13 protein-coding genes are annotated in these 16,845 nt (G+C 53.4%); 7 read left to right on the plus strand and 6 right to left on the minus strand.

The features are described from left to right. Nucleotides 1–276: DNA polymerase (locus AC01YT_RS06405; protein WP_476673769.1), on the plus strand; the 276-nt coding region annotated here is incomplete at its 5' end. 28 nt (nucleotides 277–304) lie between these two features. Continuing rightward, nucleotides 305–2,656, plus strand: a complete 2,352-nt coding sequence (locus AC01YT_RS06410) for a tetratricopeptide repeat protein (protein WP_476673771.1) — start codon at nucleotides 305–307, stop codon at nucleotides 2,654–2,656. Between the two features lie 50 nt (nucleotides 2,657–2,706). Here AC01YT_RS06410 and AC01YT_RS06415 read toward each other — a convergent pair whose 3' ends face one another. Genes AC01YT_RS06415 through AC01YT_RS06425 form a run of 3 tightly spaced genes read right to left on the minus strand, consistent with a single transcriptional unit; the run spans nucleotide 2,707 to nucleotide 5,814 of the window. Next, nucleotides 2,707–4,437 carry a rhodanese-like domain-containing protein gene (locus AC01YT_RS06415; RefSeq protein ID WP_476673773.1) on the minus strand — a complete coding sequence of 577 codons (1,731 nt, stop codon included), beginning with the start codon at nucleotides 4,435–4,437 and terminating at the stop codon, nucleotides 2,707–2,709. Nucleotides 4,438–4,461: 24 nt separating this feature from the next. Beyond that, nucleotides 4,462–5,568: a hypothetical protein gene (locus AC01YT_RS06420; RefSeq protein ID WP_476673775.1), complete on the minus strand. Its 1,107-nt coding sequence runs from the start codon at nucleotides 5,566–5,568 to the stop codon at nucleotides 4,462–4,464. Nucleotides 5,569–5,577: 9 nt separating this feature from the next. Continuing rightward, a complete protein-coding gene (locus tag AC01YT_RS06425; protein WP_476673777.1) occupies nucleotides 5,578–5,814 on the minus strand; it encodes a hypothetical protein in 237 nt (78 codons plus the stop codon). 159 nt (nucleotides 5,815–5,973) lie between these two features. Between AC01YT_RS06425 and AC01YT_RS06430 the strand changes: the two genes are divergently transcribed. Continuing rightward, the gene (locus AC01YT_RS06430; protein WP_476673779.1) at nucleotides 5,974–6,972 is read left to right on the plus strand and encodes a LysR substrate-binding domain-containing protein; all 999 of its coding nucleotides are present in this window, start codon (nucleotides 5,974–5,976) and stop codon (nucleotides 6,970–6,972) included. Here the strand turns inward: AC01YT_RS06430 and AC01YT_RS06435 are convergent. Further along, nucleotides 6,916–7,692: an SdrD B-like domain and LysM peptidoglycan-binding domain-containing protein gene (locus tag AC01YT_RS06435; protein ID WP_476673781.1), complete on the minus strand. Its 777-nt coding sequence runs from the start codon at nucleotides 7,690–7,692 to the stop codon at nucleotides 6,916–6,918. The two genes, AC01YT_RS06430 and AC01YT_RS06435, sit on opposite strands and share 57 nt — an antisense overlap. Before the next feature lie 258 nt (nucleotides 7,693–7,950). Between AC01YT_RS06435 and AC01YT_RS06440 the strand changes: the two genes are divergently transcribed. Genes AC01YT_RS06440 through AC01YT_RS06450 form a run of 3 tightly spaced genes read left to right on the plus strand, consistent with a single transcriptional unit; the run spans nucleotide 7,951 to nucleotide 12,030 of the window. Continuing rightward, a complete protein-coding gene (locus tag AC01YT_RS06440) occupies nucleotides 7,951–8,946 on the plus strand; it encodes a hypothetical protein (RefSeq protein WP_476673783.1) in 996 nt (331 codons plus the stop codon). Nucleotides 8,947–8,980: 34 nt separating this feature from the next. Beyond that, nucleotides 8,981–10,894, plus strand: a complete 1,914-nt coding sequence (gyrB, locus tag AC01YT_RS06445) for a DNA topoisomerase (ATP-hydrolyzing) subunit B (RefSeq protein ID WP_476673785.1) — start codon at nucleotides 8,981–8,983, stop codon at nucleotides 10,892–10,894. 26 nt (nucleotides 10,895–10,920) lie between these two features. Beyond that, nucleotides 10,921–12,030, plus strand: coding sequence for an Ldh family oxidoreductase (locus AC01YT_RS06450; protein WP_476673787.1), 1,110 nt, complete (start codon nucleotides 10,921–10,923; stop codon nucleotides 12,028–12,030). Between the two features lie 36 nt (nucleotides 12,031–12,066). Here the strand turns inward: AC01YT_RS06450 and AC01YT_RS06455 are convergent, their stop codons facing one another. Together AC01YT_RS06455 and AC01YT_RS06460 are read right to left on the minus strand one after the other, a co-directional pair. Continuing rightward, nucleotides 12,067–13,671: a glycoside hydrolase family 13 protein gene (locus tag AC01YT_RS06455; RefSeq protein WP_476673789.1), complete on the minus strand. Its 1,605-nt coding sequence runs from the start codon at nucleotides 13,669–13,671 to the stop codon at nucleotides 12,067–12,069. A 31-nt stretch (nucleotides 13,672–13,702) separates the two neighbouring features. Beyond that, nucleotides 13,703–14,671, minus strand: coding sequence for a hypothetical protein (locus AC01YT_RS06460; protein ID WP_476673791.1), 969 nt, complete (start codon nucleotides 14,669–14,671; stop codon nucleotides 13,703–13,705). Nucleotides 14,672–14,883: 212 nt separating this feature from the next. Between AC01YT_RS06460 and nusA the strand changes: the two genes are divergently transcribed. Next, nucleotides 14,884–16,827, plus strand: a complete 1,944-nt coding sequence (gene nusA, locus AC01YT_RS06465) for a transcription termination factor NusA (RefSeq protein WP_476673793.1) — start codon at nucleotides 14,884–14,886, stop codon at nucleotides 16,825–16,827. The last annotated feature ends 18 nt before the right edge of the window (nucleotides 16,828–16,845 follow it).

The raw sequence follows: 16,845 nt of genomic DNA on the forward strand, positions 1-16,845 counted from the left end.
ATTAATGCCCCAATCCAGGGCACAGCCGCCGATATCATGAAAATTGCCATGGTGAGACTGCCATCAGCCTTGGAAGGGGCCGGACTATCTGCTCGCCTGCTACTGCAGGTACATGACGAACTGGTGTTAGAATGTCCTACCGAAGAGAAAGAGAGCACCGCGCGCGTGGTGAAAAACGTAATGGAAAATGCCTACACTTTAGTGGTGCCCCTTCTCACCGAGGCGCGCTGGGGTTTAAACTGGGGCGAAATGGTTGCATTTGAAAATTTGAGTTGAGACACCAATAAGTAAGAATGAGGGAAACGTGGCCGGGAATCGCGAACTTTATCACCACGAAATGAACGAAGGGCATTCAGCCGCCTGGGACCAGGACTGGGAACTGGCCGCTCAGCATTACCGCCGGGCTTTGGAAGAATTCCCCGAAGACCCGCAGGCGCTCAGTAACCTGGGGTTGGCCCTTTTCGAATTACAGCAATTCGATGAAGCCCTCACTATTTATCAGCACTTAGCCACGCTTCAACCTGAAGAGCCGCTGGCCTACGAAAAAATGGCCCGGATATATGAGCGCCTGGGACGACTCAAAGAGGCCGTGCGGCAGGGTCTGCAGGCAGCAGATCTTTACCTCAAAAATCGCGATGTTGAAAAAACCATTACCAGCCTGATCCGCGTGCTTAGCCTGCAACCCGATAACCTGACCGCGCACAGTCGTCTAGCACTCATTTACGAGCGTCTGGGGCGCAAGGCAGAGGCCGTAGAAGCCTACCTGGCAATGGCCAGTATCCTGCAACAGAACAACGATGTATCCAAGGCAATCCAAACTGTGCAGCACGCCTTGGAACTACTTCCCGGTAGCGCCGAAGCCACCCAAGCCCTCCAAGCCCTGCGCAACGGCACGCCGTTACCCAAGCCCGCTCGTCCCCGTGGCGGTACCGGGCCGGTGCGCCTGGCCGAAATCCTGCAAGCAGATGCCGAGGATGAAGAACGCGCCCCCTTAGATCCCATTAGCGAGGCGCGCCAGCAGGCCTTGATCCAATTAGCAACCTTGTTATTTGACCAGGCTGAACATGCCGTCAACCCCACCACGGCCCCTTCGTCACGGCGAGGTCTGAGTGCCCTAACCCGCGGCAGTGGCACCGTGCTTCCCACTAATCAAACCGATTTAACACGGTTGCTACTTCATCTTAACCAGGCCATCGAATCCCAAACCCACGGCGACGATGCCCAGGCCCTGCAGGAACTGGAACGGGCAGAAAAGTTGGGGCTGGTGCACCCAGCCCTATCCTACAATTTGGGATTGTTGTTAGCCGAACGTGACCCCGCCCGGGCCCTGCAATACCTTTATCGCGCCACGGCTCACCCAGATTTTGCGTTGGCGGCCTTCCTGTTGATCGGACGGGTGGCTTCTAAACTGGGCAATCTGAGTGAAGCCGCGGTGGCTTTCTTACAGGCCTTGCGTCTGGCGGATGCCCAAACTGTCCCTCCCGCTCAGGTGGATGCCCTGAACCAGACCTATGAATCTATCATTGAGGCTCAACGGAGCGAGAAAGACGCCCAAAAACTTAAGGCGTTGTGCGAGAGCATCGAACGCCAATTAGCGCAACCCGGCTGGCGCGAGTTACTCCAAAAAGCCCGCCAGCAATTGCAACAACAAGCGCCTGACAAAACGTCTCCCCCACCCCTTGCTGAGATGTTACTCGAAACCCGTAGTTCGCAAGTCATTGAAGCCCTCGAGCACATACGCCAACTGGCAGCCCAGCAAAAACTCTACTCGGCCATGGAAGAAGCCTTCCGCGCATTAAGTTTTGCCCCCACCTATCTCCCCTTACATGTCCAAATCGGCGACCTGATGATGCAAAAAGGGATGACCCAGGAAGCGGTCAACAAATACCGTCTGGTAGCGCGCTTATATCATCTGCGCGGCGAAACCGGCCGGGCAGTGAACTTGCTTCAGCGCAGTGTGCAAATGGCACCCATGGAACTTTCGATCCGCAACTACCTCATTGAACTGCTATTGCACCAAGGGCGTACCGATGAGGCCGTGCAGGAAACCATGGCACTGGCGGATATGCATTATCACTTGGCAGATCTCGATCTCGCCCGCCAGACTTACTTGAAAGCCCTCCGCATAGCCCAGCAATCACGGGAATATCGCCAGTGGGCCCTGCTCATCCTGGGTAAGATCGCCGATCTCGACCAACAACGCCTAGATTGGCGTCAGGCCGTAAATGTCTATGAACAAATGCGAACGCTAAAACCCGATGATCGTGACTTACGCACAAAGATTGTAGATCTCTATTTTCAACTGGAAGAAGATACTGCCGCCCTCAATGAAATTGACAACTACATCCATTTTCTTATCAGTGCCAATCGTATTGAGGATGCCATCCAATTCTTGCAGGATTTAATCCTCGAATATCCTACAAAAAAGTTGCTTTTACGCTATCGCCTCGCCCATCTTTACCGTCAGATTCAGCACGTGGATCACGCCGTGGCTGAACTCGATGTCATTGCCGATGCCTACATTGAACTCGGTGACCCCCAGCTGGCAGTGCGCATTGTGCGTGAGATCATTGCCCTCAACCCTCCTAATAAAGCCGACTACGAGTTGGCCTTACGTAAATTGTTGAATAGCCTCCCCCCCTCCTCCCGGGAATAAAAAATTGGGTGGGGTAATCCCCACCCAATTTTTCCACCCCATCCATGCACTTACTTCACAACGGGTAATTGAGCGGCAACCCAGGCATTAATACCGCCGGCGAGGTTGCTAACATTCGAGTACCCGATCATCCGCAGCGCCATCATGGCCAGCGCCCCACGATGACCGGACTTGCATAACACAACAATCGGTGTCGCCTTGTCCTGCGGCAACTCGCTCATACGGGCAAAGAGCTCGTTGACCGGAATGTGGACAGAACCTTCAATGTAGCCATCAGTTTTCAATTCATCCGCAGTGCGCACATCCAAGACAAAAGGCTTATTCGCCTCCCCCAACGCGGCTTGTAGATCAGGGGCTTTGATGGTGTAGAAGTTTTCCGGCAAGTTGCTAAGAAAATCGTCCAGACCTTTGAAGAGCGCCTGATTCTTGATCTCCGGTGCCGTACCTGCTGTTGGCGCTGCGGGCGCATTTCCGGTCACTACCGGCAAATTGGCTTTCTTCCAGGCGTTCAAACCACCGCCCAAATTACGCACATCAGTATAGCCTAGCAGGCGCAGTGCCGCCATGACCAGCGCACCGCGATGACCTGAAGCACAGTAAATGACAATCGGCTGATCCTGAGCCGGGAGTTTATCCAGACTCTTCAAAACCTCACGCACAGGAATGTGAACCGCACCCTCAATGTAGCCATCCTTCTCCAGTTCTGCGGTTTCGCGCACATCCAGCAAGAAGGGCGGTTTATCAGCCAGGGCTGCATTCAGATCAGCCGCAGAGATGGCGTAGAAGTCTTTAGGCAGGTTGGCCAGAAAATCGTTCCAGGTCGCGTTCCAGTCCACCGCACCTTCGACGGGCAACTGCGCCGCTTTCCAGGCATTCAGGCCACCAGCCAGATTAACTGCCTCATAACCCAGCAGACGCAACCCCATCATAATAATGGCGCCGCGGTGCCCCGAAGCACAATAAATCACCAGCGGTGTGTTGGTAGGCAGTTCATTGAGATGGCTCATGAACTCGCTAAACGGCAGTTGAATTGCCCCTGCGATGTACCCTTCAGTTTCAACCTCTTTGGGCGTACGCACATCAACTAGAACTAACTTCTTGCCCTCAACCATATCGGCATTAAGTTTATCCGCCTTGACGGTGTAGAAACCCTCGGGCAAGTTGCTTAGGAAATCGTTCAACGTCTGATAAAGGGCTTGGTCTTTGATTCCCGGCGCCGTCCCGGTCTGAGGCGCAGCAGGCATTGAGCCGGTTACCACCGGAAGATTGGCTTTCTTCCAGGCCCCCAGACCACCCCCCAGGTTGCGGACATTGGTATAGCCCAACAATTTGAGAGCAGAGAGAACCAGCGCCCCACGATGCCCAGACGCGCAGTAAACGACAATGGGCTGATCAGGTGCGGGCAACTTATCCAGGTTCTTCAACACTTCGCGCACCGGAATATGCACTGCCCCCTCAATGTAACCGTCCTTCTCGATCTCACCTGCCTCGCGCACGTCAAGCAGGAATACCGGCTTTTCGGCAAGTTCCTCGTTCAATTTGACTGCGCTGATCGTACCGAATCCTTTTTCTGCCGGAAGATCAGCGATTAACTGCGTCCACAGCGCCGCTATATCCGGCTTAACTTCGATCGTGGGACTAGGAAGTGCCGTCGGTTCCTGAGTCGGTGCTACGGTCGGCTCAACGGTTGGTGTGACGGCAGGTGCAGCAGGCGTACACGCACTCAGTACCAGGCTGAGCACAACCAACAAAATGAGAGGTGTGGAAACCTTACGAACCATTGTAAAATCCTCCAAAATATAGATTTACTTTATAAAGGGTAGTGTGGCAGGTACATCTTCAACAATTACGTTCCGATTGGCCTCCAATTCTTCGGGTTTGACTTTATCAGGGGTCAAAAAGAGTGAAGCATTCCCATGACATGAGTTACACGAGCGGTTTTGTGGGGTCTGACGTTGAATATTATGCGGTGTGGTGTAGGTCCAGGTTGGTAATAAGTTGTAGTTAGGCAATAGATCCGGGCCGTAATATTCAAAACTGGTCGGTGCAACCGGTACGTGGCGTAGAAGGACATACTTATAAGGACGTTCACGACTGGGCCAGGGGTTGCGCCCAATCATGAAGGAAAGATAGGTAGCCTCGGTCTTGAAGAACGGATTTCCCGTTTTATCGCTGATGGCCACATGGCATCCATCGCAACTGGTGTATTCCACAGCATGACAAACCTGGCAGGCCACCTTGTCACCGTGAATGGTATGTTGAGGAATAGGATCGTCTGCCCGGCCTACTTGAGCATGACAATCCTCACATGCCGGTTGTTGTTTACCCCAGTAGCGGTGTTTGGCGGCGTCTCCCTCGGCAGTGTGCAAGTCATCTCCAGAATGGCAAGCCATGCAGTTCATGCGGCCTTCGCGGAAGTGAACATCGCCGGGAATGTCCTCATGTTTGCCTAAATACTCCGCGCCCACGCGAGTGCCATGGCATGCCGTGCAGGTGCGCGTCATCGGGGGCGTCTTCTCAACCTGGTGCCCATTAAGCAATCCACCACCCACGGATTTGGGCTGGCTGATATGACAATCACCACACGTCGTATGGCAGGACGAACAATGGTTCTGCATGGCAGTTTGAAGAGCGGGATGATTCTCGGGCAAACTGCGAGAGTAGACAACCGTCCGATAACCCTGTAGAGAGGCGTGCAAACTGGTGGGGAAACCATCCACAATTTCTCCATGGCAGGCACCACAAATGCGTCCGGCATCCTGGCTAGGATCAGCGATCAAACCGCTGTGGGCCGTGTCCTTATCCGGCGATTGCCGTCCACCATGGCAAGCAATACACCCTGCCCGCCCATGGATAGAGTTAATGAAGTCCGCATTGACCAAAACTTTCTCCCAAGGCTCCAACGGAGCCACATCACCCCCTCAACCCACCCCTTCAGACTCGCTGGGCGCCTTTTCTTCAGGTTTAGCGGTCTGAATGAGTGCATTCTTATCGGTATGACATGATACACAGTAATCTACCGAACTCTGGGGGGTATAAACCGTCGCAGGAAGCGTCGGTGTGGGCACTGCGGTGGGCGCAGGGTTAGCCTGAGCCGCACACGCTCCCATTAACATCCCTATCCCGAGCGCAATGATTATCTTTAGTATCCGTTGCATGTTCTCTCTCCCAAGTAGGACAAACTCCTTTTAATCTCCCTTTCATTTTACGGAGTTGACCTCAAAATAATTAGTGCCTTTTATCACAAACACCGCAACGAATTGATTATGGCTTATAATTAGAAAAACTTATCACAATTCAGGGAGAGAAACCAAATTATGCTCAACCCCTACCAATTACAAGTCTTCCTGACCGCTGCCGAAACGCTGAATTTCTCCCGAGCCGCAGAGAAACTTGGCCTTTCTCAACCCTCGATCACCCAGCACATTCATCAGCTGGAAAGCCAGTTAGGGGTTACCCTATTTATCCGCAAAGGGCGCAAAATGGCCCTCAGCGAAGCGGGTATGGCTCTGGTGCCTCTAGCACGGCAGATCTTGCTGGTGAACTCACGGGCAGAAGAACTGATGCAAAGTTTACGTGGCGAGGTCATCGGGCATCTGACAATAGGCTGTAGCACCACACCGGGCAAGTATTTGCTCCCACTCATCCTGGCGCGCTTCATGACCCAACACCCACGGGTGCAAGCCACCGTCCATGTAACCCCACGCGCGCTGGCGTTGGAAATGCTGCGCAAAGAAGATGTAGATTTCGCTTTCTCCAGCAGTTTTGACGAATTGGATCGGCACATCGAATTTCGGCCTTTCTACCGCGAGCCGGTGGTGCTGATCGTCCCCCCTGAGCATCCGTGGGCAACCCAAGGCGAAATTTCACCCCAAGACCTCACAAACGAATGCTTCGTTATGCGTGAGGAAAGCGCAGGAACTTACCGTGTGGTCCGCAACGCCCTGGCCAGGCACGGCTTGCATGTACACGACCTACGCGTCATCCTGACATTGGGAAACTCAGAGTCCATTGTGATTGCCGTGCAAAGAGGGATCGGAGTAGGATTTGTGCCTCATTCCGCCGTTGAGCACGTGGGCAAGGGGAAAGTTGTGATCGTTCGGGTGCGTGATATGGAATTGATCGAGGATATTTTCTTTTGCCGCTATCGCCTGCACCCCTTGGGTAGCGCGCAAGAAGCTTTCTGGAATTTCTTGGCTCAAGTAACACCAGAAGACCTAGCCATCCAAACATCTGAACGTGGATTATGCGATGAACGCTCAGCGGCGCAGCAACAGGCGGGCATAGATCCCCAGCCCAATCCCCACTACCAGTAAAATGGCACCTAAAATGGCCAACAACGGAGAGCGAGAGGTTTCTGCCACTTCGCCGGGCTGGGCGCGGGCGCTAAGTTGAGCCCCAAAATCCAGCGTAGTGGTATCCCCGGCGCGCAAGGTCAACGCGTAATTCATGCGTGTGGTGGGGTTATACCCTTCCGGGACCGCGATGCTGATGTTGTAATCACCCTCTGGTAATTCATCAAAGCACACTGGATCTGTTCCGCTCTGACTAGTCCCCTCACGAGAAATCTTTCCCAAGCGGTCAGTAATGCTGATCGCTCCACCGGAGATGCCTTCCTCGCCATTTTCAACCTGTGCATTACCGTTTATGTCATTGAAAAGGAAAACACAAATGCGGCCGTTCCCCCGGAAAGGCGTGGGGGAAGGCAGGATCGGTGTGGGTGTTGCAGTAGGGCCAAAGGGGGTAGGTGTTGGGGCAACAGTACCCAACAGAAGGCTTTGCCCTTCGCGCAATGTACAATTTGCATCCAGGCCGTTCAACAAGCGGAGATCGTCAATCGAAATCCCGGTGAGCAGTGAGATTCGGATACACGTATCTTGGGGTTGAACGATGTACAAAATTCGACCATCCGGCAAAGCAGTTGGGGTGGCATAACTCACCTGCGACGGTGGATGTGCCGCTGGGGATGGCCAAACTGCTGCCATCAAAAGAATTGAAAACCCTGTTAGAAGAAATAGTCCAGTGATGCGTCTCATGGGTGCGTTGGGCAAATTATATCATACCCCCTTAAAGCCTTTTCAATCTTATTGACGGTGTCGCAAAAACCTCGCGGCATTCAAGAGATGACGTCCATGGTGAATCGCCTCAGAGAATTGGGCACAAGATGCTGGGATGACATTGGAATACTTTAGCCCCATAATTTTAAACCCGAGTACAAAAATCACCACCACAGAAACATGTCGGCGATTCTTTTAACAGGATCGGGATAAGGCCTGTGGTAAAATGTAACACGTATGGCTGGTCTTCATGAATCAGTTAAAGAGCAACCGCCAGGCATCATGGCGGCTTTTATTGCCGGTTTTAACGCCGTGGCAGGGCATCTCTATTTAATCCTGCTACCGTTAGGGGTGGATTTGATATTGTGGTTTGCGCCTCGCTTGCGCATCGAGCAATTACTTACCCCCTACTTTCAAACGGCAACCACGCTCCTGGAGCGCTCGGGGACACCAACCACTCCTGCATCCCTTAGCGAGTTGTGGCAACCCCTGCTTAAGGAGATTAACCTATTAGGTTTACTTAAGACCTTTCCCATCGGGGTGCCCAGTTTGCTCACCGGGTTCTCAGACGCCACCCATCCCTTTGGAACTGCACCCAACGTGCAAATCACCAGCATGGGAGCGCTATTAGGGATTAGCATAGGGTTGCTGGTGGTGGGTTTCACCCTGGGCTGCATTTATTTTGCCTTGTTGGCTAGTGCTACGGCTGAGGATAACCGCATCAACTGGCAATTGTTCTTTACCCGACAAATGCCCTCAGCGCTGTTATTTTGCGTTCTGTTTTATCTTATCCTGGCCCTTATGAGCGTACCAGGCCTGTTGATCTTGGGCTTCGTTTTATGGCTGCTGCCCGGAGCGGGAAACATTGCCTTCTTCGTGGTCACCATGCTTATTTTCATGGTCTTGTTTCCCTTGATTTTCACCCCTCACGGGATATTCGCCTTGAACCTCAAACCTATCCAGGCTGCTCTTAAAAGCATGGTCTTGGTTCACCCATTTTTACCCCGGTTGCCCCTGTTTATCCTTGTGGCGCTAATCTTGGGCCAAGGTCTGGATTTATTGTGGCGATCCGCTCCACCCGATTCATGGTTAACCCTGGTGGGCATCCTCGGACATGCGTTTATCTACTCCGCCATTCTCGCCGCCAGTTTTATCTACTATCGTGACGGCATTCAATGGATGCAATTTTTAGTCCAACGTACGACAGCCAAGATGACGGCCGAAAGCAAATGACGTTACAAGGTATTTGGAGGTAAGCGTGGCACAGATGAGTGCAACGACAAGTTACGGCGCTAAGGATATTCAGGTTCTAGAGGGACTTGAAGCGGTACGCCGCCGCCCGGGGATGTACGTCGGCGGTACCGATTTGAAAGCATTGCATCATCTCGTGTACGAGGTGGTAGACAACTCCATTGACGAAGCCCTGGCCGGGGCATGCAATCGCATCGTGGTGACCATTCATCCCGATAGCAGCGTTACCGTAGAGGATAACGGGCGTGGCATTCCGGTAGATATCCACCCCGAAAAGAAAAAATCGGCTCTGGAAGTGGTAATGACCACCTTGCACGCAGGAGGAAAATTCGGTCATACCAGTTATAAGGTCTCCGGCGGCTTGCATGGCGTGGGCGTCTCTGCCGTGAACGCCCTTTCAGAATGGTGCGAGGTTCGAGTCAAGCGCGAGGGCAAAATTCACTTCCAGCGTTATGAGCGTGGTATTCCGCTAGAACCGGTTAAGGTCATTGGTACCTGTGCCCCCGAAGACACCGGCACCATTACCACGTTCAAATTTGACCGCGAAATTTTCAAAGGGGATGTGGATTACAAGTTTGAGACGCTGGTACAGCGCTTCCGCGAGATGGCTTTCGTCACCCGCAAGGTCGAAATCCGGCTGGTGGATGAGCGTACCCAGCGTGAAATGACCTTTTATTTTGAGGGCGGGATTATCTCGTTCGTGCGTTACCTCAATCGCAACCGCGAGGTACTTCACCCTGTTTTCTACGTCGAGAAAGAGGTTGAGAACATCGGAATTGAGGTCGCCATCCAGTACACTGACGCTTACGCTGAATCGGTGTATTCCTTCGCCAATACTATTAACACGATTGATGGTGGCACGCACCTCACTGGATTGCGGACCGCCGTCACCCGCGTCCTCAATGATTATGCCCGCCGCAATGGTCTGCTCAAAGACTCTGACCCCAACTTCACTGGGGACGATACGCGTGAGGGCATGACCGCCATCGTCAGCATTAAGCACCCCGACCCGCAGTTTGAGAGCCAGACCAAGGTCAAACTGATGAATCCCGAGGTGCAGACCTACGTTCAGCAAGTCGTGGGTGAGGCGCTGGCAACCTTTCTCGAAGAGAATCCGGCAGCCGCCAAAGCCATCATTCAAAAGTGCCTGACCTCTGCCCGCGCCCGCGATGCAGCGCGCAAAGCGCGCGATTTGGTCATCCGCAAATCGGCATTGGAAAGCCTGACTCTGCCCGGTAAATTGGCCGATTGCTCCGAACGCGATCCTCAGAAGACCGAACTCTTCATCGTTGAGGGCGATAGCGCAGGTGGCTCGGCTAAACAGGGACGAGATCGCCATTTCCAGGCCATCCTACCCCTGCGGGGAAAAATTCTCAATACCGAACGTGCCCGTCTGGATAAAATCCTCTCAAACAACGAAGTAAAAGCCCTAGTTTCGGCCCTAGGTACCGGGATCGGCGAGTCCTTTGATCTAAACAATTTGCGCTACGGGCGTGTCATTGTTATGACAGATGCCGATGTGGATGGCAGCCACATCCGCACTTTACTGCTAACCTTCTTCTTTCGTTACATGCAACCTCTGATCGAAAATGGTCACCTCTTCATCGCCCAGCCACCGCTCTACCGCATCGCCCACAAAGATCTTGTCCGCTACGCCTATACTGAAGCCCAGAAAGACCAGATCCTCAAAGAGTTAGGCATTCCCGCAGAGAAGGCCTCCATCCAGCGCTATAAAGGCTTGGGCGAGATGAATCCCCAACAATTGTGGGAGACCACTATGAATCCTCAAAATCGCACCCTGATGATGGTGACAATTGAGGATGCTGCAGCCGCCGACCGCACCTTTGACATGCTGATGGGCGAGGCAGTACCTCCCCGAACACGATTCATCCAAACGCACGCACGACTGGTTAAAAATCTCGATATTTAGCCGTAGGGTCTTACTGGAGGTTGTCCATGCCACGGGTCTTGCTTTTTCGGGCTGAGGCGCTAAAACACTATATGGAGCGCTTTTTTACCCACCTGGGCGTCCCCGCCGAGGACGCCCAAATTGCCGCTGACGTGTTGCTGGCTGCTGACCTGCGCGGGGTTGCCTCACACGGCATCATTCGTCTTCACACCTACTATGGCAACCGGATTCGCAAAGGATTGATTGACGTCCGCTCTCCCCTACGTGTGGTACGCGAATCACCGGCCACGATGCTGTTGGATGGCGGACAAGGCTTAGGGCAAGTGGTTGCTTATCGCGCCATGCAACACTGTATTGAGAAAGCGCAAGAGGTGGGTATGGCCATGGTCACGGTACGCAACAGCAATCACTACGGTATTGCCGGCTACTACGCTATGATGGCTCTTCCCCATGATATGATCGGGATCAGCCTAACTAATTCACAGCCGCTTGTGGCGCCTACCTATGGCCGTAAAGCCATGCTGGGTACAAACCCCATCGCGGTTGCCGTGCCTGCCGGCCAGGAGCGCCCCTTCGTTCTGGATATGGCGACCAGCATTGTCCCGATTGGCAAGATTACCGTCTACGACAAAGCCGGGTTACCGATTCCCGAGGGCTGGGGAATTGATGCCCGAGGCAATGTGACCACTGATCCTAAAGCCGTGTTGCAAGGTGGCGCCTTGCTTCCCCTGGGCGGCACCGCTCTAATGCGCGGCTATAAGGGATATGGGTTGGCCATGGTGGTTGACATTCTATCCGGCGTGCTCTCGGGTGCAGCTTACAGCATTGATGTAGCCCGTCCCGGTGAGGGCCAGGCGGCTAATGTTGGCCATTTCTTTGCCGCCATTCGCGTGGATGCCCTGCGCCCGGTGGATGAATTCAAAGCCGATATGGATCGTTTGATTCGCATGATCAAAGACTCCCCTAAAGCCGAGGGTGAAGAACGCATCTATATCCACGGTGAGAAAGAATTCGAGAATGCCGAAAAGTACGCCCGTGATGGTGTGCCCTTGCTGGTAGAGGTCGTCAAATCTCTCCGTGAAGGGGGTGAACAAGTCGGGGTGCCGTTTGACCTAGAGCCACTGGGCGAGCGCGAGGCCGATTTAGACAGTGAGTAGGCCAGTGTCTTCTCATAGGCTCACACCAGTTGCGTGCTAAGCCTCGCGTTCTAGGATGACTGCCTCATTGCCGCGCAGAGTGAGGAATCCATCCCGCGGAATGAGCGGCTCATCCTTGGTTGAGATCAGCGGTCGCCAGCGCAAGGCACTCAGCGTTCTCCCCATGGCCAAACGCACCGGGCGCGAACTGAAATTAAGTGCCACCAGGATGGTTTGATGCTCATCTTGACGTAAATAGGCCAACAAGCGCCGTGGCTCAAACGTCAGCGGCTGGAAAAGACCACGTCTTAGCGCCGAATTTTCCTTCCTTAACCGCAGTAGGCTCCGATAGTAATTCAGCAATGAGTGCGCATCTCGACGTTGGGCTTCCACATTGCGGTGACGATAATTTGGATGAACCGGAAGCCATGGGTGGCCAAGGGTGAAACCCGCATGAGGTGAATCATCCCACTGCATGGGTGAACGGCAACCATCACGCCCTTTGTAAAACGGCCAGTAACGTTTCCCAACGGGATCCTTGATTTCCGCACGCGAAACCCGGATATCACGCATGCCGATTTCTTCTCCATAATACATGAATGGCGTACCCCGCAGAGTTAATAACAGTGTTGCCGCCACCTTGAGACGCGCATCGTCCTCACCGCGTCCATAGCGAGTAGCAGCACGGGGATTATCGTGATTACTAAGCACGTAGGTTGGCCAGGAGTCATCCCCAAGAGCTTGCTCCCAATCTTGGATCGCACGCAAAAACCGCTCCGGCCGCCAAGGGGAATGAAGAAAGGTAAAGTCAAACGTTGCGTGCAATAAGCCGGGAGCACAATAGCGTGCTGCCTTCTGAGGAGTGCTCAGAAATGTTTCCCCCACTGCATATCGCTCGGGATAAGCATCTAAGATCTGACGTATTTCACGCAATAGAGGGAACATTTCCGGCTGGTCAATATCGTAAATATGCTGCTGGCGGTCAAAAGCACGTAACCCTAAACGAGGGGGGTTATCCGGAAAATCAGGATGCTTGAAATACACATTGAACACATCCAGGCGAAAGCCGTCCACTCCCCGCTCTAACCAGAAGCGAAAGACATCAAGCAAGGCCTCGCGCACTGCTGGATGACGCCAGTTTAAATCAGGCTGTTCCTTGTAGAACATATGAAAGTAGTACTGACCACGTTGAGGTTCATACTCCCATCCCTTCCCACCAAAAACCGAAGCCCAATTGTTGGGCGGTCCGCCTCCGGGACGCGGATCGCGCCACAAATACCAATCGGCGTAGGGATTATCGCGAGATTTTCGTGATTCCTGAAACCAAGGATGTTGATCTGAGGTGTGGTTGAGCACCAGATCTAGGATAACTCGAATGCCACGGCGATGCGCCTCAGCCACGAACCGATCAAAGTCCTCCAGGCTCCCAAAGCGGGGATCAATGGCCAAGTAATCGGCGACATCATAACCGAAATCCACATCTGGAGAGGGGAAAATGGGTGAGAGCCAGATTGCATCTATACCCAAATCGGCCAGGTAATCCAAGCGCGCTGTTATGCCCGGTAAGTCCCCCAGACCATCACCATTGCTATCCGCAAACGAACGAGGGTAAATCTGATAAATGACCCCATCACGCCACCAGAGAAAGTCCGTTGAAGGCATGTAGACGTTTCCTCCATGAAAGAATTTTTATCTATGGCTCCCATTGAAAATGAATGAGCGCAAAGAGATAAGGCTTATCCTCAACGTATTCCACCCCTATCAACCAAATGCGCCAATCCAAGTCTATCCCCGGCGTTCCTGGTTTGAAAATTTTATAAACGTTGATGTTACGATAACGCGCCGGCCAGGCATACTCTTCCGCAATGCCACTAACGGTGCGGTCGTTACACCGGATCTCGTGAGGATTTTGGATTGCATCGCGTAAGACCGGTAGGACAGCCTCCTGGAAGGACCCACGAGTATCTAACCCGCTGGCCGGATTGGCACCCCAATTATGAACATAAGTGCTATTAAAAACCCACCGCGCATGTGCCGGATCAAAGTTGATAGCGCGACCACTGCGCCAAAGCCAGATATCCACCCCATGGACAGGGCTGACCAGCGCTGCCAACAGACGGCCATCGGCCTGGCGTATGGCTTGCCCAAACTGCTCAATCAGGCTTGCGGTTTCAGCATTACAAAATGCCTCTGCCAGCACATACTGGGTCAAAAAGCGTCCGTTAACCCAACCACGGAGCGGGGTTACCGAGAGCCACTCTATCTCCACCCAGGTGATATTTTGCGCCTGGGCTTTCTGGCCCGTCAAACGGATTTGGGTTGCGTCATAGGGTAAGGTGCTAACCACATCATAGTTCACCCCCGGTCCAGAATGAACACTCAACCCCTCGTCAGGCCCCACCCCTACTACAGCATAGGTATACAAACCCTCCATTGTGGGTGTGGGCATGGGCAGAGTTGCGCTAGATGTCGTAGATGGAACGGGCACCGTTGTTGGCGTGACTATTGCAGTGGTAGCCGCAGGTGTGGGTAACAATGGCGATATCGGTGTAGGTGCTGGTAATGAAGCCATGGGGGTAGAGACAGGTGTACGCTGGCATCCTCCCAGAACCACCCCCGCGATCAATCCTCCAAGAACAACGTAAATATAAATGGCTTTCATTTGACCCTCCTCTCATGAACCCAATCCCCGTCCGTATTATAAATTAGCAACACTGCCCTTGTCACCCCTAAAGAGATGTGTTAAAATGCATAGCGTCAACGCCGCCACAGAAAGCGCAAGCATTGAAAAGTGGGCCAGTCCCACTTTTCTGCTTATAGTAGTACCTATTGATCCTAATCCTGTTACGTGAACTTTTGGGAGAGCGAGCAAGCATGAAGAACGAATTTACCCTGGCCTTCAATGAGGTTCTGGAAGAGAAACAATTGCCGAAGGAGGTTATCCTCAAAGCGCTGGAATCGGCAATGGTCTCGGCTTACCGCAAAGCTGTAAACGCTTCCGGTGCTCAGCACATTGAGGCCAAAATTGACATCGAGACCGGTAAAGTCACGATCTTGGCCGAGAAGGAAGTGGTAGAAACGGTTCAGGATCCCTACACCGAAGTCTCCCTGGAAGAGGCGCGCAAAATTGACCCTAATGTGGAGATCGGTCAGACGATCATCGTAGACAGCACCCCTAAGGACTTCGGGCGCGTTGCAGCGCAGACGGCGCGGCAGGTCATCCAACAACGCATTCGGGATGCAGAACGCCAGATGCAACTGAACTACTACCAAAAGCAACTGGGCGAAATTGTTAGTGGCATTGTTCAGGCCGTCACCCCCCAGGGACTAACGATTGGGCTGGAACTGCGCGCCGAGGGCACCATGCCGCGCAAAGAGATGATCCCGGGCGAACGCTTCCGGGTGCATGATCGTGTGCGCGCATTGGTGGCCGAGGTTAAGGACACACCGCGTGGACCCCAGATCATCCTCTCACGCACCCACAAGAATTTTCTACGCCGCCTGCTTGAAACCGAGGTGCCTGAGATCTATCATGGCATCGTCGAAATCCGCTCTATTGCTCGTGAACCCGGCGAGCGGGCCAAGGTGGCCGTTTCCGCCACGCAACCCGGTGTGGATCCGGTCGGTGCCTGCGTTGGAATTCGCGGCGTGCGCATTCAGGCTATTGTGCGCGAACTTCATGACGAGAAGATTGACGTCATTGAATGGAACCCGGATCCGGCGGTGTTCATCGCTAAAGCCCTCAGCCCGGCCCGGGTGACCGGGGTGTACCTGGATGAGAAAAACCCACAGGGGAAGACGGCTACCGTGGTTGTCCCCGAGGATCAACTCAGCCTGGCCATCGGTCGCGATGGTCAAAACGCCCGTCTGGCCGCGCGCCTGACCGGTTGGCGTATTGACATCAAGAGCCTGACCGAAGCCGCTGCTGATGCACTACACAAGTTGCAAAAAGACTCGGCTTACGCCGTATTGGCCGAACAACTGGCCGACCAGATCCCCCAAATCGAAGATATGTTGGCACGCAAGGCTGAAGGGCGCCCGTTAACGCCTGAAGAGTACGATACTTTAAGCCGTTTTGTGGACCGAGTTGAGCGCCGTGTCATTGCAGGTGTAGGAGCCCCGGAGACGGCGACGAAAGCCCTGGCCAGCGACAAACTGGCAGAGATTAAAGCCCAAATTCCGCCGGAAGCCTTCGAAACCAACATTCTGGACAGCGGCCTACCTGAACACGTGGCTTACATCCTGCAAGAGGCCGGTTATACTACGGTAGGCGAAATGGCGGTGCAGATGAAGGTGCGTCCCGAAGAAATCTTCCGCCTCAACGGCATCGGGCCACGTGCCATGCAGGAAATTAACAAATTGATGGCACGCTTAGAAGAACAAATGCGCACGGCCGAAGCTGCGGTTGAACCTACAACCGAGATAGAGACTGAATCACTCCCAGCGGTTGAGGCTAGTCTTGAAGAAACCGTCGTTTCCGAACCCTTGGCAAGCGCACCTGAAATCGAAGCCGCTCCTGAGATTGAACCTGTGGCTGAAGCAACTGTTGAAACGCCAATGGAAACCATTGAGGAAGAACCTGAGGAAGAGATTTCCTTCGATCAACTCTTCACCCTCAAGAGCGACATCTTCAGCAAAGTAGCGCTCGATGAAGACGAGGAAGAGGAAGAAGAAATCGCCACACGGAGCAAAGGGAAGAAGAAAACCAAAAAGAGAAAGAAACCCGTGGCGTTGGAATATGATCCGGATCGGGATCAGATGGTGATTCGCAAGAAACACAAACGTGAAGACGAAGATTGGGATGAATGGGAACTCTGAAAAACGTGACGGAGGGTA

The organism is Thermanaerothrix sp. (assembly GCF_056331585.1).